We start from the raw sequence: 18,879 nt of genomic DNA on the forward strand, positions 1-18,879 counted from the left end.
TAGAATTATATGCAAACCGGACTTATATTGTGGTTTTTATTTATTAATGTAGTTGGTTATCTGGTGATGTCGGATGATAAGAGGCGTGCACAGCAAAGGCGTGATCGTACACCCGAACGGACGTTATTCTTATTAGCATTTATAGGCGGTGCTTTGGGAGTCTGGATCGCGATGTATAGGAAAAGGCATAAGACTAAACATCCCAGCTTCACCATTGGCATTCCATTGTTGTTGTTCCTGAATGCGGTAATCTATGGTTACTTTATTCAATGAACAGATGGAATACATGCGTAACCATTCCTTCTATGTTTTTAATTGTAGGATTGGAGATATCGAACTGGACTTACGCTGAAGTGAAGGTGTATCGTTAATTGGTCTGATATGTAAATTCATTCGTATAAATGGTTCATTGTGGCTGCGGAACGTTTAAGGAGTTATATGGTTCTGTTAGTTTATTACATGTCAGACCGAAGCTTGCTTCGCGTGCTCTACATATAAAGGAAGGGACGGGATTCACATGTTATTTTCCAAAATATTAGTGGCTTATGATGGTTCGAAAGCTTCAAATAAAGCACTTGATCGTGCGATTGAGCTAGCTAAAGTGTCCCCAAATGCAGTACTGGATGTCATTCATGCTTTTGATTTCCCGCGTGTATTCATCGGTGAGGGGTTGGCTCCACTGCCACCTTCACTTAATAATGACTACTACAATCTGGCGGTACAGACGACAGATGAAGCAAAAGAGCGAATTCAGGCTGCTGGTGTAACGGCCAATGTGGATCTGATTCAAGGAGCGGCAGCGGAAGTGCTGCTTGATTTTGCCAAAGAAAATGATTCAGATATCATTATTATTGGTAGCCGCGGACTGGGTGGTATTCGGGAATTTGTCCTGGGTAGTGTTAGTCACAATGTGGTGCAGCATGCTCAGGTTCCAGTACTGATCGTAAAATAATGGATGAAGTGTGTACGCACTGAAAAGCAGGAAGCCGGTTGTCTTCGAGAGATTGAAGAGGAGCCGGCTTTCTTTTATGGAATGAAATGGATGGCTAACCGAATTTAATGAAGCAATTCCCGAACATTATATTTGTCAATATGTTAAATGTTCGTCTTTAAGTTGACATTAGCTGTAGGGGATTGTTAGAATGTTAGATGTGTCGATCAGGTAAGAATAAGGTCGAGTAGGAACGAAATATGTAATAAGAGATTACCAAAATGAACGAAAATAGTTTGATAGATATTTGCTCGTATAACGCCGGGAATAGGGCCCGGAAGTATCTACCCGGGAACCGTAAATTTCCGGACTACGAGGAGATACGGCTGAGAGTCGCATGCAACCAGATGCGGACAGCAAGCCCCCTTTTGGCATGCCCAAATGAGGGATACGTATTTCTTGGAGTCCGGTGTCCGGAGAAAATGTGATGTTTTCGCGGGTAGCGGATTTTTTCATTTCACACGTAAAATGAATTCATTAATACCAGATGTAATCAAAAAAGCTCAGACGGGAGTTGGATGTATTCATGTCACTGCAAGTCGCTGTAATTATGGGCAGCAAGTCGGATTGGGAAACGATGAAACATGCGTGCGAGGTGCTGGACGAGCTGGAGATTGGGTATGAGAAAAAGGTGGTCTCCGCCCATCGTACACCGGATTTGATGTTTGAATACGCAGAGCAAGCAATTGATCGGGGATTCAAGGTGATCATTGCAGGCGCAGGCGGGGCAGCACATCTGCCCGGTATGGTTGCTTCCAAAACGATGCTTCCGGTCATTGGCGTTCCAGTTCAGTCCAAAGCATTGAACGGTCTCGATTCCTTGTTGTCCATTGTTCAGATGCCTGGTGGTATTCCCGTCGCAACTGTGGCGATTGGCAAGGCAGGGGCAACCAATGCAGGATTGCTGGCAGCTCAAATGATCGGTGCTTTTGACCCGGATGTCCAACGTCGCTCTGAAGCTCGCCGAGAGCGCATCAAACAAGAAGTACTCGAAAGCAGTGAAGAACTATGAGTAGTACAGGGAACCAATCCGGTATAGCAGGAGAACTGAAAAAAGTCCTGCTGCCCGGGAAAACAACCATCGGCATTCTTGGAGGCGGACAGCTCGGACGTATGATGACGCTCGCAGGAACGGCAATGGGGTATCGATTCGTTACTCTTGATCCCGCTGCGGATGCACCTTGTGGTCAAGTTGCTCGTCAGATTGAAGCTGGTTATGACGATGCCAAAGCTGCACTTGAACTGGCTCGGCAATGCGATGTCATTACGTATGAGTTTGAAAATGTAGATGCAGAAGTCGCTGGGCTGCTCGAGCGTGAGTCTTACGTTCCACAAGGAAGTGCGTTACTGTACACCACACAACATCGGTTGCGTGAAAAACGTGCGATCGAAGCTGCTGGAGTAAGAGTCGCGCCTTATCGTGAAATCACAAGTGTGGATACGATGCTTGCTGCTGTAAGCGAACTTGGAGTGCCGTGTGTACTGAAGACGGTGACTGGAGGTTACGATGGCAAAGGCCAGCGTGTAATTCGGGAAGCGAATGAGGCTGTGGCTGCGTACGAAGAACTTGCAGCTACAGGTGCGGAACTGGTGCTGGAACAATTCATCAAGTTTGAATGCGAGATATCGGTCGTTGTAGCGCGTAGTACAAATGGGGAGATTAAAACGTTCCCGCCAGCGGAGAACATTCATGTAAATAACATTTTGCATGCTTCAATTGTACCGGCTAGAGTTGCCGCAGACATCCAGATTGAAGCGCAAAAGCTGGCAGCAGCGGTGGCAGAATCGATGAAGGCTGTTGGGTTGCTGGCTGTGGAACTGTTTGTAGCGGCGGATGGAAGACTGTACGTCAACGAACTGGCACCAAGACCACATAATTCTGGTCACTATACGATGGAAGCTTGTGCGACTTCTCAGTTCGAACAACATATCCGTGCGATCTGCGGATTACCACTTGGGGACACTTCGTTATTGAGTCCGGTTGTTATGGTCAATGTGCTTGGAGAGCATCTGGAAGGTATTATCGCTAGAACAGGGCAACCTGATGCAGAAGCGATAGAGCTCGGTGTGATTCCCAAGCTTCATATATATGGTAAAACCGAGGCAAAAACAGGACGTAAGATGGGGCATGTGAATCTGCTTTGTCAGGATGTTGAAGAAGGATTGCAATGGATTGAACAAACTAATCTCTGGAGGAATACAAATTCATGATTGAACGTTATAGCAGACCCGAAATGAGAGCCATCTGGACCGAAGAGAACAAATTCCAATCGTGGCTGGAAGTTGAAATTTGTGCATGTGAGGCATGGGCGGAACTTGGTGTAATTCCTAAGGAAGAAGCGGCATTGCTTCGTCAGAACGCATCTTTTGACATCGATCGCATCTATGAGATTGAACAGGAAACACGTCATGACGTTATCGCATTTACACGTACGGTATCTGAAAGTCTGGGTGCGGAGCGGAAATGGGTGCACTACGGACTGACTTCCACAGATGTCGTAGATACGGCTCTGGGATATGTATTGCGTCAAGCGAATGAGATTTTGGAAAAGGATATCGTGAATTTCATTGAAATTCTGCGTGAAAAAGCACTGGCTTATCAGCACACACCAATGATGGGACGTACGCACGGCGTGCATGCGGAGCCAACAACATTTGGTCTGAAAATGGCGTTGTGGCATGAAGAGATGAAACGGAACCTGGAGCGTTTCCGTCATGCAGCAGACAATGTACAATACGGCAAAATCTCAGGTGCGGTAGGAACGTACGCGAACATCGATCCGTTTGTCGAAGAGTTTGTCTGCGAGAAGTTGGGCACGAAACCTGCGCCGATCTCGACTCAAACATTGCAACGTGACCGTCATGCGGAATATATGGCTACACTGGCGTTGATCGCAACGTCCCTGGACAAGTTCGCTACAGAGGTACGTGCACTGCAGAAGAGTGAGTTCCGTGAAGTGGAAGAAGCTTTTGCTAAAGGTCAAAAAGGATCTTCCGCGATGCCGCACAAGCGTAACCCGATTGGTAGTGAAAACATCTCCGGTCTGTCCCGCGTTATTCGCGGACATATGGTATCCGCATACGAGAACGTAACGCTCTGGCACGAGCGCGACATCTCGCATTCTTCCGTAGAACGTATCATTCTGCCGGATGCAACGATGCTGTTGAACTACATGCTGAACCGTTTTGGTAACATCGTGAAGAACCTGACAGTGTTCCCTGAAAACATGAAACGCAACATGGAGCGCACTTACGGGGTACCATTCTCCGGTCGCATCATGACAAAGCTGATCGACAAAGGTTTCAGCCGCGAGCAAGCGTACGATACCGTTCAACCACGTGCGATGCAAGCATGGGAAGAACAACGCCAGTTCCAGGATATCGTGAAATCCACACCGGAAATCACGGAAGTGCTGAACGAAGAAGAAATCGCAGATGCATTCAATCCATCATGGCACCTGAAGCACGTTGACACCATCTTCAAAAAACTCGGTTTGAACGATTAATATATAAGTCCCATAAGGCTATAGCGCAGAATGATGGTTCAGCAGGGAACGCAGAGGACAGAAATAAGCTGAAGAAGCAAAGCTAAAAGCTTTCTGAAAGAAAGCTACTTCGAAAGCATACGCTGTACCTTTATCAAATTTAGAACAAGTTTTACTCCCTAAAAGTATAGGTTGATTATGTGTTCACGCTGGAACGGAGAAGGCAGAAAAAACCTGAAGAAGCAAAGCGCTCGCCTTTATCCCCGGATTTTCACTTTGCAAAAGTGGAATCAAAAAATCTGGGGATAACAGCGATCGGAAGGTTGTTCTGCATTCGTAGTGGCCCCGCGTGAAGAGGGGAATTGGACGTATACTTTACATCTCCTGAAAGAAGGTGAGCCCATGGCACTGTCCACTGCGGCAGATCTCGTTAAAGCACCTCTGTTATATAAAGGAAAAGTACGTGAATTGTACGACCTGGGTGAACATTTTCTAATCGTGGTAACTGACCGAATCTCTGCATTTGATTACGTGCTGGACCCGGCAGTTCCTGAGAAAGGAAACGTACTGAATAAACTCAGCAGTTTCTGGTTTGAACTGACAGGAGACATGATGGATAACCACGTCGTTCATACTGATGTAAATCTACTTGGTGATCTCATCACGGACCCTGAATTGCTCAAAGACCGCATCATGGTAACCCGCAAAGCAGAACGCATTGATATTGAATGTGTCGTGCGTGGATACATCACTGGTGGGGGATGGAGACAATACGAGACGAGTGGTGAAGTGAATGGCATTAAACTGCCTGATGGACTTCGCAAGAACGCTAAGCTCGAAGTTCCCATTTTCACCCCGGCAGCCAAAAACGATGTTGGTCATGATGAAGACATCCCAATGGATCGTATGAAAGAACTGGTGGGAGACGCACTAGCAGTTGAGCTTCAGGAAAAAAGCTTGCGGTTGTACGAATTCGCCCGTGATTACTGTGATCAGCGTGGCATCATTCTGGCAGACTGCAAATTCGAGTTCGGCATCGTGGATGGCAAGGTTATCCTGATTGACGAAATCTTCACCCCAGATGCTTCACGCTTCTGGGCCAAAGAGAATTATGAACTCGACATCGAGATCGACAGCATGGATAAAGAGCCAGTGCGCACCTACCTTGCCGGAACCGATTGGGACAAGAACAGCAAACCCGATCCACTCCCACAAGAGGTAGTTGAGGCAACAACCGCAAGATACGTCGATATTTATAACCGTTTAACGAAATAATAAAGTTTAACGTTTGAGCGAGAGCTATGGGAAAGTTTAGATTTCGATCGCTGTTGCCCCCGGATTGTTTTGATTGGAATCCTTTTTTCAAAAGGAAACATTCCGGTTGCAAAGGCGAGCACTTCGTTTCTCCAGCTCAAATCTTTCCCTCCGCCAGTGACAAACTGGGGGATGAGGCAATTAAGAGCGGTGGCTTCCCGCAGGTAGGGGAAGCCTGAAAAATTAAGAGAATTAAATTTACTAATTATTAAAGTAACTTAAAGACCATTCACGATTCACTGTTTTGAAGGAATGGTCAGTCTAGACCATTACACACCGTGCAACGTAAAAGGTTTAGGCCTTTAAAAAACGTCGCATGGACTAGCGGAGGGGCGGAATTGTTCTTAAAGGAGCGATAGCGTTCGCCTTTGTCCCCGGGTTTTGACCGCAGAGCGGGCCAAAACAATCCAAAAAACCTGGGGACAACAAGCGACCGGAAAGAACAATCCGCCCCGGAGCAAGCTCCACACCCCATTTTTAACAGCATAAAGCATTTATCCCGTTCATTACTGAGGAGGAACATAAGGATCATGATCAAAGCAACCGTATATGTCACTATTAAGCAAAGCGTACTCGACCCACAAGGCGTAGCTGTTCAAGGAGCCCTGCATTCTATGGGATTCAACGAAGTGGAAAGTGTACGGATCGGTAAAGTCATGGAATTGAACCTGGATACAACAGATCGTGCGGAAGCGGAGAAACGACTGAAAGTCATGTGTGAAAAGTTGCTGGCCAACACCGTTGTTGAAGATTACCGCTACGAATTGGAGGGTTAATCTCATGAAATTTGCAGTTCTTGTGTTCCCTGGCTCCAACTGCGACATCGACTGTTATAAGGCAGTGGAAGATGCCATTGGGCAAGAGGTTGATTATGTATGGCACACGGCTACAGATCTATCGGCTTATGATTGTATTTTAGTTCCGGGTGGTTTCTCTTATGGTGACTACTTGCGTTGCGGAGCGATTTCCCGCTTTGCACCGGTAATGAACGAGGTAGCGAAGGCTGCTGAACAAGGTAAATATATTCTTGGTATTTGCAACGGATTCCAGATCCTGACGGAAGCGGGATTGCTTCCAGGTGCATTGATCCGTAACACTTCCCTGAAGTTCCGTTGTCACGATACAGTGTTGAAAGTGGCGAACGCAGATACACCATTTACACGTGACTATGCACCCGGCGAAGAGATTATCATCCCGATTGCTCACGGTGAAGGAAACTATTATTGCGACGAGGAGACGCTCGCGAGTCTGCAAGCCAACAACCAGATCGTGTTTACGTACGGGACCAACCCGAACGGTTCCCTGGGTGATATTGCAGGAGTCTGTAACGAGGGTGGCAACGTGGTCGGCATGATGCCGCATCCAGAGCGTGCAGTGGATTCACTGTTTGGTTCGGAAGACGGCAAACGTATGTTTACATCTATTTTGAAAGCATGGAGGGATCGGCATGACGCAGCAGCTATCCGCTAAGGAACCGACAGCAGAACAGGTCGCAGAACATAAACTTTACGCACAAATGGGCGTATCTGACAGCGAGTATGCGCTGATCTGTGAGTTCATGGGGCGCAAGCCAAACTACACGGAAATTGGTGTGTTCAGTGTAATGTGGTCCGAGCATTGTGCTTATAAAAACTCCAAGCCATTACTGCGCCGTTTCCCAACCACTGGACCACGTGTCCTGATGGGACCTGGTGAAGGTGCCGGTATCGTGGATATCGGTGATAACCAGGCCGTTGTATTCAAAATTGAAAGCCATAACCATCCTTCCGCGGTTGAGCCTTATCAAGGTGCGGCAACAGGTGTGGGCGGCATTATCCGTGATATTTTCTCCATGGGTGCAAGACCGGTAGCAATACTGAACTCCCTGCGTTTCGGTAAGCTGGAGAGTGATCGCGTTAAATATTTGTTCGAACATGTTGTATCAGGTATTGCCGGATACGGTAACTGTATCGGGATTCCTACCGTTGGTGGCGAAGTGATGTTTGATGAGAGCTATGAAGGCAATCCGCTGGTTAACGCCATGTGTGTGGGTCTCATTGATCATGACAAGATTCAACGTGGTGTAGCTAAAGGTGTAGGTAACCCTGTGTATTATGTTGGGCCACCGACAGGCCGTGATGGTATTCATGGAGCAACCTTTGCATCGGTTGAACTGACGGAAGAATCCGAGTCCCAACGGACAGCGGTTCAGGTTGGTGATCCATTTATGGAGAAACTGGTAATGGAATCCTGTCTGGAATTGATCGACACGGGCATCGTGCTCGGTATTCAGGATATGGGTGCTGCGGGTCTGACATGTTCGAGTGCAGAGATGGCAAGTAAAGCGGGTAACGGTCTGGAATTGTATCTGGATCAGGTACCACAGCGTGAAGAAGGCATGACGCCTTACGAGATGATGTTGTCTGAGTCCCAAGAACGGATGTTGTTCGTTGTTGAGCCGAAGGATGAGGCACAGGCGATGGAAATCTTTGAACGTTGGGGCGTAATATGTGCCAAAGTTGGTAAAGTAACGGATGATGGTCGTTTGAAATTGATCCACCACGGCGAAGTGGTCGGAGATATGCCGGTAACGGCTTTGGTTGACGAATGTCCAGTGTATGACAAACTCTTCTGTACCTGCCTACTACGAGCAAAGTGCTTCCATCGACACGCTTCGTTATGACGAAGTGTCGGATCTCGGCGGAGCACTTAAACAAGTGCTGGCATCACCTACAGTAGCAAGTAAAAAATGGATTTATGATCAATACGACTACATGGTGCGTACTAGCACTGCCGTTCGTCCGGGTTCGGATGCAGCCGTAGTTACGATTCGTGGCACACGCAAAGGTCTCGCGATGACAACGGACTGTAATGGACGTTATGTGTACCTTGATCCTGAAGTTGGTGGACGGATTGCTGTAAGTGAAGCAGCGCGTAACATTGTATGTTCCGGTGCTGAGCCACTGGCGATCACGGACAACCTGAACTTTGGTAACCCGGAGAAACCGGATATTTTCTGGCAAATGGAGAAAGCGGTAGACGGTATGGCGGAAGCTTGCCGTGTGCTGGATACGCCGGTTATCGGTGGTAACGTAAGTCTGTATAACGAAAACGCCAAAGGCTCTATCTATCCAACGCCAGTTGTCGGTATGGTAGGTCTCGTTCATGATACGGATCATATCACGACACAAGCATTCAAGTCCGAAGGTGATGTTATCATCCTCCTCGGTGAAACAAAAGCTGAACTGGGTGGTAGCGAGCTGCAATACGCAGTTCATGGTCAGACGGAAGGTCGTCCAGACGCAATACGCAAGGTCGTCCTCCAGAACTGAACTTGCAAACGGAAAAAGCGTTGCTCAGCACGGTGCTGGAAGCAATCCAATCCGGTCTTGTTCGCTCTGCACATGACTTGTCTGAAGGCGGCTTGGCTGTTGCACTTGCAGAGTCTTGTATCAGCGGTAACGTAGGAGCACAGGTGAATGTGGAGACTGCACTGCGTGCAGATCACGCCCTGTTCAGTGAGAGCCAATCCCGTATCTTGTTGTCGGCTACGCCAGAGCAAGCGGGTAAACTTGAAGCATTTGTACGTGAGCGCGGTGTACCTGTAGCTGTGATTGGACGTGTAGAAGGAAGTAACCTGACGATTGAATTGAACGGAACATCAGCCGTGAGCGAACCTGTAGGAGGTTTGGCTCAGGTCTGGGAGGATGCGATTCCATGTCTCATGAACTGACGACAGACCGTTGTGGACAGGCGATTATTATAATGAAGGGTCCGGCAAGGAAGGACTCGACAAATTGAAGGAAGAATGCGGCGTGTTTGGGGTGTTCAGACACCCTGACGCGGCTTCGCTCTCCTATTATGGACTGCATGCGCTGCAACATCGGGGCGAAGAAAGTGCAGGCATGTGTGTGAGTGATGGCAGCCAGTTTAACTATCATCGCGGCATGGGTCTGGTGAAAGAAGTGTTCACCAAAGACCTGATGCAGACGTTGACGGGGGATATTTCCATTGGACATGTCCGTTATTCAACGAGTGGTGACAGTAAACTGACAAACGCACAGCCATTGGTATTTAAATACCGTGATGGCGATTTGGCGGTAGCGACCAACGGGAACATTGTGAATGCACCAACGATCCGGCGCGAGCTGGAGCAGAGCGGTTCCATTTTCCAAACAACGAGTGATACTGAGGTCATTGCGCATCTGATTGCACGATCCTCCAAAGGGCTTGTGGAAGCTGCAAAAGAGGCGTTCCAGCGCATTGTGGGTGGTTATGCATTTCTGATCATGACCAACGACAAGCTGCTCGTGGCTTCCGATCCGCACGGACTTCGTCCGCTGACGATGGGTAAGCTGGGAGATGCGTATCTGTTTGCATCTGAGACGTGTGCACTGGAAACAATTGGCGCAGAGTTAATCCGTGACATTGAACCGGGTGAACTACTTGTGTTGGATGCAGATGGTCTGCACGAGGATCGCTTTGATCATCACAAACACCGCAAGGCATTATGCGCGATGGAATATATTTATTTTGCTCGTCCGGATAGTGATATGAATGGTACGAACCAGCATGCGGCCCGTAAACGGATGGGAAGCCGGATGGCCATTGAGTCGTTTGTGGATGCGGACTTGGTTACGGGGGTACCAGATTCCAGCATCTCGGCAGCAATTGGATACGCTGAACAGACAGGTATTCCGTATGAGATGGGTATGATCAAGAACAAATACACCGGACGTACGTTTATCCAGCCAAGCCAGGAATTGCGGGAGCAGGGTGTGAAGATGAAGCTGAGCGCTGTGCGTCGCGTTGTGGAAGGCAAACGTGTGGTCATGATTGACGATTCCATCGTACGGGGAACAACCTCCCGCCGGATCGTGAACATGCTGCGTGATGCAGGAGCTACCGAGGTTCATGTGCGTATTACATCACCACCTTTCAAAAACCCGTGTTTCTACGGTATTGATACGCCTGACAGCCGTGAATTAATTGCTTCACAGTTGTCGGTGGAAGAAATTTGCCGTGAAATTAATGCGGACTCCCTGGAGTTCCTCAGTCCCGATGGACTGATTGCATCGATTCAGGGAGATAATCAGGATGACCCTAAAGGTGGACTATGTCTCGCATGTTTTGATCATGATTACCCAACCCGCCTCGACTTTGGCGGCGAGGAAAAATTTGGCTGTAGCTGTTAGCCCTTAAGCCCAGCCTTGCGGAGCAACAGGGGCCAGGCAGCCAGGCGAAGCAGCTGCCCCCGGGCCTAGCCCGAGCCCTTAAGCCCCGCCTTGCGGAGCAACAGGGGCTAGGCAGCCAAGCGAAGCAGCTGCCCCGGGCCTAGCCCGAGCCCTTAAGCCCCGCTTTGCGGAGCAACAGGGGCTAGGCAGCCAGGCGAAGCAGCTGCCCCCGGGCCTAGCCCGAGCCCTTAAGCCCCGCCTTGCGGAGCAACAGGGGCTAGGCAGCCAAGCGAAGCAGCTGCCCCGGGCCTAGCCCGAGCCCTTAAGCCCCGCTTTGCGGAGCAATAGGGGCCAGGGCAGCCAGACGAAGTAGCTGCCCCGGGCCTAGCCCGAGCTCTTAAGCCCTGCTTTGCGGAGCAACAGGGGCCAGGGCAGCCAGACGAAGTAGCTGCCCCGGGCCTAGCCCGAGCTCTTAAGCCCTGCTTTGCGGAGCAACAGGGGCCAGGGCAGCCAGACGAAGCAGCTGCCCCGGGCCTAGCCCGAGCCCTTAAGTCCCGCCTTGCGGAGCAACAGGGGCCAGGCAGCCAGGCGAAGCAGCTGCCCAGCGGGCTTGCCCGCAGCGTAGCTGAGCGGGGTTCGCCGACCGATGGCTTGCAGCCAACGGAATCGGCGAACAATCCCGCGAGATCACGCATGAATCAACCATAGCAAGATCACACCAGCCACCTCTGCACCGCTTTTTTTGGCGGGTGTCCAGAGGGCCTGCCAAGGTCCTATGGGGTCCTCCCGGGCGGGAGGATTTAGGTGGGGCGAAAAAAAAGGAGATGATTCCACTTGTCTGAAGCATATAAAAAGGCCGGCGTTGATATCGCGGCAGGTAATGAAGCGGTTGAACGGATGAAAAAACACGTGAAGCGTACCTTCCGTCCGGAAGTGATGACAGATCTGGGTGGATTCGGTGCCCTGTTCGGTTTGAACAAAGATAAATACGATGAGCCGGTGCTTGTATCCGGTACAGACGGCGTAGGCACCAAGCTGAAAATTGCATTTGCCATGGACCGTCATGATACTATCGGAATCGACGCGGTAGCGATGTGTGTGAACGACATTGTGGTACAGGGTGCAGAACCACTCTTCTTCCTTGACTATCTGGCATGTGACAAAGTCATTCCTGAGAAGATTGAAGCTATTGTTGCGGGAATTGCTGAAGGCTGTCATCAATCTGGTTGTGCGCTGATCGGTGGCGAGACGGCGGAAATGCCGGGCATGTACAGTGAAGGCGAATATGATATTGCCGGATTCACGGTGGGTATCGTAGACAAAGCGAAGATCATCAACGGTACAACGATTGCCCCTGGTGACACAGTGATTGGACTGGCCTCCAGCGGTGTGCATAGTAACGGATTCTCGCTGGTACGCAGACTTTTGTTGGAAGATGCGGGACTTGATCTGCATGATGAAGTAGCGGAACTGGGCGGTAAGTTGGGTGATTCCCTGCTGGAACCTACAAAGATCTATGTTAAACCTCTGTTGTCCCTGCTGGAAAAGGTGAAAGTAAAAGGCATGGCACACATTACAGGTGGTGGCTTCATTGAGAATATCCCACGTATGTTGCCGAGCAACGTGAATGTGGATATTGACTACGGCTCTTGGCCGATCCTGCCGATCTTCAACCTGTTACAGGAAAAGGGTGCTGTCTCGAACCGTGACATGTTCACCACATTTAACATGGGTGTTGGGCTTGTACTGGTGGTTAATGAAGCAGATGCAACGGAAGCGCTGCAACAACTGAAAGCATCTGGTGAAGAAGCGTACATCATTGGCCGTGTTACTGAAGGAGATGCGCGAGTAACCTTCACGGGAGCGGATGTTTAATGGCGAACTACCGCATAGCTGTATTTGCCTCGGGTGAAGGGACTAACTTTCAGTCATTGGTCGATGCAGTACGGAATGGTGGGCTGGATGCATCCGTAGATCTGCTCGTATGTGATAAACCGTCTGCACGTGTTGTGCAGCGGGCACAGGATGCAGGCGTGGATTGTCATCTGTTTACTCCGAAAAATTATGCTTCCCGTGAAGCCTATGAGGCAGAGATCGTGGAAGTGCTTGAATCCAAAAAAATCGACTTGGTTGTTCTTGCGGGTTATATGAGATTGCTGACTTCTGTTGTGGTGGATCGTTACGCAGGGCGGTTGATTAATATTCATCCGTCCTTGCTACCAGCATTTGCAGGTAAGGATGCGATTGGACAGGCATTGGAATACGGTGTGAAAGTCACGGGTGTGACCGTGCATTTTGTGGACGGAGGCATGGATACCGGACCGATTATTGCCCAGCATCCCGTTCCCATTTTGCCGGAGGATACGCCTGAGTCAATCAGCCGTTCCATCCATGCAGCTGAACAGCAACTTTACCCTGAAGTGGTATCCTGGTTCGCTCAAGGTCTGGTTCATTTAGAAGGACGTCACGTGACTGTTAACAAACCGGTTTAATATAAGTTGAAATTTTTTTACACATTAACGGAGAGGACAGAAAAAACCTGAAAAAGCGAAGCGTTCGCCTTTATTACTGGATTTTTACCATTGAGAAATTGTTCAAAAAAATCTAGGAATAACAGCGATCGAAAGATTATTCTGGACTCGTAGTGTTTTAGTGTGAAAATCCATTTATCAACTGTATAACAGAAGTCGAATATTGGTACGCATTTTGTGATATTTCTCGGGAAATAAATCGGCTGTGTTTCGTCAGGAAACGCGAAGCCATGGGACATTAAAGGAGGAGCATATTGTGAGTATCAAAAGAGCGCTGGTTAGCGTATCGGATAAAACGGGCATCGTGGACTTTTGCCGCGAGCTGTCGCAAATGGGTGTGGAGATTATTTCGACAGGAGGTACAAGCAGCCTGTTGTCGAAGGAAGGCGTACCTGTCATCGGAATTTCGGATGTGACCGGATTTCCGGAAATCATGGACGGACGTGTCAAAACATTACATCCGGCAGTTCATAGTGGGTTGTTGGCTGTGCGGGATAACGAAGAGCACACACGTCAGATGGAAGAACTCGGTCTCGGCTATATCGATCTGGTTGTCGTGAACCTGTATCCTTTCCAAGAGACTATTGCGAAACCGGACGTAGCATACGAAGATGCCATCGAGAACATCGATATTGGCGGTCCAACGATGCTTCGCTCGGCAGCCAAAAACCATGCCTTTGTCAGTGTCGTTGTAGACGCATCTGATTACAGCCAAGTGCTGGAGGAAGTGCGCAACGATGGAGATACCACTCTCGAAACTCGCAAACGGCTTGCGGCAAAAGTGTTCCGTCATACGGCGGCTTACGATGCACTCATCTCCGACTACCTGTCCAACGTAAATGGCGATCCACTGCCAGAGCGTCTAACGGTTACTTACGAAAAACTCCAAGATTTGCGTTACGGCGAAAATCCACACCAGCAGGCGGCATTCTACCGCAAACCGCTGGCTGCTCAAGATACGTTGACAACAGCCGAGCAATTGCACGGCAAAGAGTTGTCTTATAATAACATCAACGATGCGAACGCAGCATTGCAGATTGTCAAAGAATTTGAAGAACCAGCCGTTGTTGCGGTTAAACATATGAACCCATGTGGCGTAGGTATTGGCGCAAGTATCTATGAAGCTTACGGCAAAGCATATGCTGCAGATCCAACATCTATATTTGGTGGCATTGTGGCAGCAAACCGTATTATCGACAGCGATACAGCAGGCAAGTTGAGCGAGATTTTCCTGGAAATCGTACTTGCTCCTGATTTTACACAAGAGGCACTCGATATCCTGACGAAAAAGAAAAACATTCGTTTGCTCAAAACAGGCGAACTGAATGCTGCTCGTAAACGGGAGAGCCAATTCGTAGTAACGTCCATCGACGGTGGTATGATCGTGCAACAGTCCGATGTACACTCCATTGAAGCGAGCGAACTGAACGTGGTAACGGATCGTGCGCCATCGGAAGAAGAACTGAAACAGCTGTTGTTTGGCTGGAAAGTAGTTAAACACGTGAAATCCAACGCGATTGTACTTGCTGCGAATGACATGACGGTAGGTGTGGGCGCTGGACAAATGAATCGTGTGGGTGCAGCCAAAATTGCGATCGAGCAAGCGGGCGAGCAAGCAAAAGGTGCTATCCTGGCATCCGATGCGTTCTTCCCAATGGGTGATACGCTGGAACTGGCTGCAAAAGCCGGAATTACAGCAGTGATTCAACCGGGTGGTTCGATCAAAGACGAAGAATCCATCAAAGTAGCCAATGAATACGGAATTGCGATGGTCTTCACAGGCGTTCGTCACTTCAAACACTAGAACGAAAAAGGTTTAAATAAGGGGTGTCGCCTGTCATGCTAATGACTTATGGTACACCCCCTCTTTTTTAGGTTTTTTAACACGCGATAGCGTAACAAATCCAGTTATGCACAGAGGGGGAACAGAACGAATGGATATTCTGGTAGTAGGCGGCGGTGGCCGAGAGCATGCAATCATCTGGGCACTGGCAAAGAGTGCAAAGGTAGACAAGATTCACTGTGCACCGGGAAATGCAGGTATTGCTCAGCTCGCTGAGTGTCATGCCATTGCGGTGAATGAATTCGATAAACTAACGGCTCTTGCTGTAGAGCTTAAAGTGGGTTTAGTGGTTATTGGTCCGGATGATCCGTTGGCGGATGGGATCGTGGATGCATTTGACGTGACGGGTATTCCGGTATTCGGACCTCGTCGCAATGCAGCAGAGATCGAAGGAAGTAAAACGTTCATGAAGGATCTGCTGCACAAATACAACATTCCAACCGCAGCCTATGAGAAATTCGACAATTACGAACAGGCTCAAGCATACCTGAATGAGCAAGCAATCCCGGTTGTTATCAAGGCAGATGGACTGGCAGCGGGCAAAGGTGTGACGGTAGCTTATTCGCGTGATGAGGCTGATCAGGCACTTCGCAGTATCATGGTGGACAAAGTATTTGGTGAAGCAGGAGCCAAAGTGATCATTGAGGAATTCCTCGCAGGGCAGGAAATGTCCATTCTGGCTTTTGTCGATGGGGAGACGGTTCGTCCGATGGCGGCAGCACAGGATCACAAACCTGTATTCGACAACGACCAAGGGCCAAACACAGGCGGTATGGGTACATACTCACCTTTGCCACATATCCCTGCTTCTATTATTGAGGAAGCCGTGGAGACGATCATCAAACCAACTGCCAAAGCGATGGTTTCCGAGGGACGCCCATTCCAGGGTGTATTGTTTGCCGGGCTGATGATTTCACCAGATGGTAAGCCCAAAACGATTGAGTTCAACGCACGTTTTGGTGATCCGGAAACACAGGTCGTATTGCCACGCCTGAAGAGTGACTTGTTCGATATCTTCTGGGCAACCGTTCATGGCAAGCTGGCTGATATTGAGATTGAATGGAGTGATGAAGCCGCAGTATGTGTGGTGCTTGCTTCAGGAGGTTATCCGGGTCCTTATGCCAAAGGTGTAGTCATTGAAGGACTGGATCAAGTGCAAGATGCCGTGGTATTCCACGCAGGTACAGCGCGTAGTGAAGCAGGTGAGTGGGTCACCAATGGTGGAAGGATTCTGGGCGTAGTTGGCCTTGGTGCGGATATTGCCGAAGCTAGAAACAAAGCCTATGAACAGGCGGAGCGTATCCATTTTGATGGTAAACATCAGCGGACGGATATTGCTGCCAAAGCACTCGTATAGAATGAATATAAGAGCTCGTAAAGATGTATACCGGAAAGGTATTTGCATCTTGCGGGCTCTTTGCTACGTATATAGATGTATCTTGTGCATACGGCCGGACTTATTTTATACGGGAAAGAATATGGGGAAGATTCAAAACAGGATTAAATCAGGGAGATCACGTATGTTTAATGCCCTAAAGTAAGGGGTAGTATTTTTATAAATTGGACTATACTAAACATGTGAAGATTATCACATTATGAGGTAATATCAATCATATTATATAAAGTATGTAACATACATAGAGACTAATTTGTGAACATTATACTGTAAGCTTGTGGCAAACCATAACGTGCAACTGGATGGTTGAGCGGGAAACATGGTATACTTTTCGGAAACAGGAATGAGTACGAGGGGAGGTGGATATCTATTGGGTAGGCGATATTGTAAATTGTCCAAATGGCGAATCTAGGTGGAGTTAAGCGAGGAACAATTGACAGCATGAGGGGTAACCCGATTTGAATGAAGAAGTTTCTGCAAGTCATTGACTTCATCTTGAATTCCTGTTTTGTAATTTTACAAGGTCAAACGTAAGACTTATACAAAAGATATCATTGAAATCAATTTTATATAAGGCAGACGTCGTGTTGAAAGACTAACAGTTGATGAATGGTTAACACAGTTAACGGATCACGCTGTAACTATCTCTGGAGGTGAATCCCTGAGAACCGGGGAAATCATTGGACATAATTACCATATTGAATATCGTATTACTTATTATCTTGATTGCATTGACTGCATTTTTCGTAGCATCGGAGTTCGCTGTAGTCAAAATTCGTACATCAAGAGTGGATCAACTGGTCGCGGAGGGCAATAAAAAGGCCGTATTGGCTAAAAAAGTTGTCTCGGACCTGGATTATTATCTGTCAGCCTGTCAGCTCGGTATTACGGTCACTGCTCTGGGACTGGGAGCGCTCGGAAAACCGACGGTTGAGAGATTGTTATATCCGGTATTCAATTATTTAGATGTACCTGCTTCAACCTCGTCGATTGCTTCCTATGCGATCGCCTTTATCCTCGTCACGTTCTTGCACGTGGTTGTTGGTGAGATGGCACCGAAAACGTTGGCGATTCAATTCTCAGAAAAACTGACATTAATGCTCGCCCCATCGCTATACTGGTTTGGTAAAATCATGTATCCGTTCATCTGGGCGCTTAATGGAACTTCACGTGTTCTTCTGCGAGGATTCGGTGTAAAGCCTGCCAAACATGATCAAGCCTACTCGGAGGATGAGATCAAAATCATCATGAACCAGAGTTACGAAGGTGACGAGAACAACAAGACCAAGCTTTCGTATCTGGAAAATGTATTTGTGTTCGACGAACGTGATGCCAAAGACATCATGGTGCCGCGTACGGAACTGGTGACATTAGATCAGGATATGACTTATGACGATATTATTCCTATATTGGATGAACATAACTATTCACGTTACCCTGTCATCGAGGATGGGGACAAGGACCGCATTATCGGCGTTGTGAATGTGAAAAAGATTTTGCCTGACATGGTAGCTGCAAGATCGTATCAACTAAGCGAGTTCGTTCGTGAGATCCCGTTCGTGTCCGAAGTTACAAGTATCCAGGATGCGATGATTAAAATGCAGCAGGAACGTGTACACATGGCCGTGGTCGTGGATGAATACGGCGGTACTTCGGGAATCATTACGATGGAGGATATTCTGGAGGAGCTGGTCGGTGAGATTCGCGATGAATTCGATGCCGATGAGGTGGCGGATATTCAGGAGACCGGAGAGAATCAATATCTCATTAATGGCCGGGTACTTTTGGATGAAGTGGAGCGACAGTTCGGACTTATCTTTGAAGGTAATGAAGAGATGGATACTGTGGCCGGATGGATCCAGTACCAGAAGGGTGTAGGTGTGGAAAAAGGCGATACGGTAGAACACGGCGATTATGTGTGGACCGTTGTTGATACCGAAAACTATCATATCAAACAAGTTCTTCTGGAGCGGGTAAACGGCGCGCAGGTTGAGGAAGCTACTAGCGATCTGGCGTGATCTTGCCCGGAAATCTCTTAAAACTTTAAATATTTTTGCGATAACGTAGAGGACAGAATAGACTGAAGAAGCGAAGCGTCCACCTTTATCACCGGATTTTCCCCTTTTATATAAGGAATAAAAAAAAATCTGGTGATAACAGCGGTCG

Annotated in this window: 15 protein-coding genes, 1 pseudogene and 1 riboswitch; of the genes and pseudogenes, 15 read left to right on the plus strand and 1 reads right to left on the minus strand. The window is 48.3% G+C overall.

The features are described from left to right. The first annotated feature begins 9 nt into the window (after window positions 1–9). From MKY44_RS03800 to purF, 10 genes and pseudogenes are all read left to right on the plus strand, one after another. Complete coding sequence (locus MKY44_RS03800) at window positions 10–273, plus strand: DUF1294 domain-containing protein (protein ID WP_017690702.1); 264 nt, start codon at window positions 10–12, stop codon at window positions 271–273. 244 nt (window positions 274–517) lie between these two features. Next, the gene (locus tag MKY44_RS03805; protein ID WP_047840488.1) at window positions 518–952 is read left to right on the plus strand and encodes a universal stress protein; all 435 of its coding nucleotides are present in this window, start codon (window positions 518–520) and stop codon (window positions 950–952) included. 270 nt (window positions 953–1,222) lie between these two features. Beyond that, window positions 1,223–1,324: riboswitch (purine riboswitch) on the plus strand. Between the two features lie 193 nt (window positions 1,325–1,517). After that, a complete protein-coding gene (gene purE / locus MKY44_RS03810) occupies window positions 1,518–2,003 on the plus strand; it encodes a 5-(carboxyamino)imidazole ribonucleotide mutase (protein WP_105602018.1) in 486 nt (161 codons plus the stop codon). Continuing rightward, a complete protein-coding gene (purK, locus tag MKY44_RS03815) occupies window positions 2,000–3,202 on the plus strand; it encodes a 5-(carboxyamino)imidazole ribonucleotide synthase (protein WP_341006073.1) in 1,203 nt (400 codons plus the stop codon). Before purE ends, purK begins: the two co-directional genes overlap by 4 nt. Further along, on the plus strand, window positions 3,199–4,497 hold the full coding sequence (purB, locus tag MKY44_RS03820; protein ID WP_047840491.1) for an adenylosuccinate lyase: 1,299 nt from the start codon (window positions 3,199–3,201) through the stop codon (window positions 4,495–4,497). Before purK ends, purB begins: the two co-directional genes overlap by 4 nt. 381 nt (window positions 4,498–4,878) lie before the next feature. Next, complete coding sequence (locus tag MKY44_RS03825) at window positions 4,879–5,751, plus strand: phosphoribosylaminoimidazolesuccinocarboxamide synthase (RefSeq protein WP_341006074.1); 873 nt, start codon at window positions 4,879–4,881, stop codon at window positions 5,749–5,751. Between the two features lie 569 nt (window positions 5,752–6,320). Continuing rightward, entirely contained in the window at window positions 6,321–6,566 is a 246-nt protein-coding gene (purS, locus tag MKY44_RS03830; RefSeq protein WP_017690695.1) for a phosphoribosylformylglycinamidine synthase subunit PurS, read from the plus strand. 4 nt (window positions 6,567–6,570) lie between these two features. Further along, window positions 6,571–7,260: a phosphoribosylformylglycinamidine synthase subunit PurQ gene (purQ, locus tag MKY44_RS03835; protein WP_017690694.1), complete on the plus strand. Its 690-nt coding sequence runs from the start codon at window positions 6,571–6,573 to the stop codon at window positions 7,258–7,260. Then, window positions 7,238–9,502 (plus strand): annotated as a pseudogene (purL, locus tag MKY44_RS03840) (phosphoribosylformylglycinamidine synthase subunit PurL). Before purQ ends, purL begins: the two are co-directional and overlap by 23 nt. 64 nt (window positions 9,503–9,566) lie before the next feature. Next, complete coding sequence (gene purF / locus MKY44_RS03845; RefSeq protein ID WP_445670633.1) at window positions 9,567–10,964, plus strand: amidophosphoribosyltransferase; 1,398 nt, start codon at window positions 9,567–9,569, stop codon at window positions 10,962–10,964. Window positions 10,965–11,490: 526 nt separating this feature from the next. Here purF and MKY44_RS03850 read toward each other — a convergent pair. Further along, window positions 11,491–11,649, minus strand: coding sequence for a hypothetical protein (locus tag MKY44_RS03850; RefSeq protein ID WP_341006076.1), 159 nt, complete (start codon window positions 11,647–11,649; stop codon window positions 11,491–11,493). 128 nt (window positions 11,650–11,777) lie between these two features. Here MKY44_RS03850 and purM point away from each other — a divergent pair, with 128 nt between their 5' ends. The 5 genes from purM (at window position 11,778) to MKY44_RS03875 (ending at window position 18,731) form a co-directional block, all read left to right on the plus strand. Beyond that, window positions 11,778–12,818 (plus strand): phosphoribosylformylglycinamidine cyclo-ligase, encoded by a 1,041-nt coding sequence (purM, locus tag MKY44_RS03855; protein ID WP_076329579.1) that lies wholly within the window; start codon window positions 11,778–11,780, stop codon window positions 12,816–12,818. Then, window positions 12,818–13,435: a phosphoribosylglycinamide formyltransferase gene (gene purN, locus MKY44_RS03860; protein WP_341006077.1), complete on the plus strand. Its 618-nt coding sequence runs from the start codon at window positions 12,818–12,820 to the stop codon at window positions 13,433–13,435. Before purM ends, purN begins: the two co-directional genes overlap by 1 nt. A gap of 295 nt (window positions 13,436–13,730) precedes the next feature. Next, entirely contained in the window at window positions 13,731–15,278 is a 1,548-nt protein-coding gene (purH, locus tag MKY44_RS03865; RefSeq protein WP_036606066.1) for a bifunctional phosphoribosylaminoimidazolecarboxamide formyltransferase/IMP cyclohydrolase, read from the plus strand. 130 nt (window positions 15,279–15,408) lie between these two features. Then, entirely contained in the window at window positions 15,409–16,674 is a 1,266-nt protein-coding gene (purD, locus tag MKY44_RS03870) for a phosphoribosylamine--glycine ligase (protein WP_341006078.1), read from the plus strand. A 719-nt stretch (window positions 16,675–17,393) separates the two neighbouring features. Then, window positions 17,394–18,731 (plus strand): hemolysin family protein, encoded by a 1,338-nt coding sequence (locus MKY44_RS03875; RefSeq protein ID WP_341006079.1) that lies wholly within the window; start codon window positions 17,394–17,396, stop codon window positions 18,729–18,731. Window positions 18,732–18,879 lie beyond the last annotated feature (148 nt).

Origin of the sequence: Paenibacillus sp. FSL R7-0026 (assembly GCF_038004485.1) — a bacterium.
In the GTDB taxonomy this organism is placed as follows: domain Bacteria; phylum Bacillota; class Bacilli; order Paenibacillales; family Paenibacillaceae; genus Paenibacillus; species Paenibacillus xylanexedens_A.

Excerpts from the sequence above, each read along its gene's own strand:
- purE (WP_105602018.1), top strand. The coding sequence starts at position 1,518 with ATGTCACTGCAAGTCGCTGTAATTATGGGCAGCAAGTCGGATTGGGAA.
- purS (WP_017690695.1), top strand. The coding sequence starts at position 6,321 with ATGATCAAAGCAACCGTATATGTCACTATTAAGCAAAGCGTACTCGAC.
- purN (WP_341006077.1), top strand. The coding sequence starts at position 12,818 with ATGGCGAACTACCGCATAGCTGTATTTGCCTCGGGTGAAGGGACTAAC.
- purK (WP_341006073.1), top strand. The coding sequence starts at position 2,000 with ATGAGTAGTACAGGGAACCAATCCGGTATAGCAGGAGAACTGAAAAAA.
- purD (WP_341006078.1), top strand. The coding sequence starts at position 15,409 with ATGGATATTCTGGTAGTAGGCGGCGGTGGCCGAGAGCATGCAATCATC.
- MKY44_RS03825 (WP_341006074.1), top strand. The coding sequence starts at position 4,879 with ATGGCACTGTCCACTGCGGCAGATCTCGTTAAAGCACCTCTGTTATAT.
- purQ (WP_017690694.1), top strand. The coding sequence starts at position 6,571 with ATGAAATTTGCAGTTCTTGTGTTCCCTGGCTCCAACTGCGACATCGAC.
- MKY44_RS03850 (WP_341006076.1), bottom strand. The coding sequence starts at position 11,649 with ATGGTTGATTCATGCGTGATCTCGCGGGATTGTTCGCCGATTCCGTTG.
- purB (WP_047840491.1), top strand. The coding sequence starts at position 3,199 with ATGATTGAACGTTATAGCAGACCCGAAATGAGAGCCATCTGGACCGAA.
- MKY44_RS03800 (WP_017690702.1), top strand. The coding sequence starts at position 10 with ATGCAAACCGGACTTATATTGTGGTTTTTATTTATTAATGTAGTTGGT.
- MKY44_RS03805 (WP_047840488.1), top strand. The coding sequence starts at position 518 with ATGTTATTTTCCAAAATATTAGTGGCTTATGATGGTTCGAAAGCTTCA.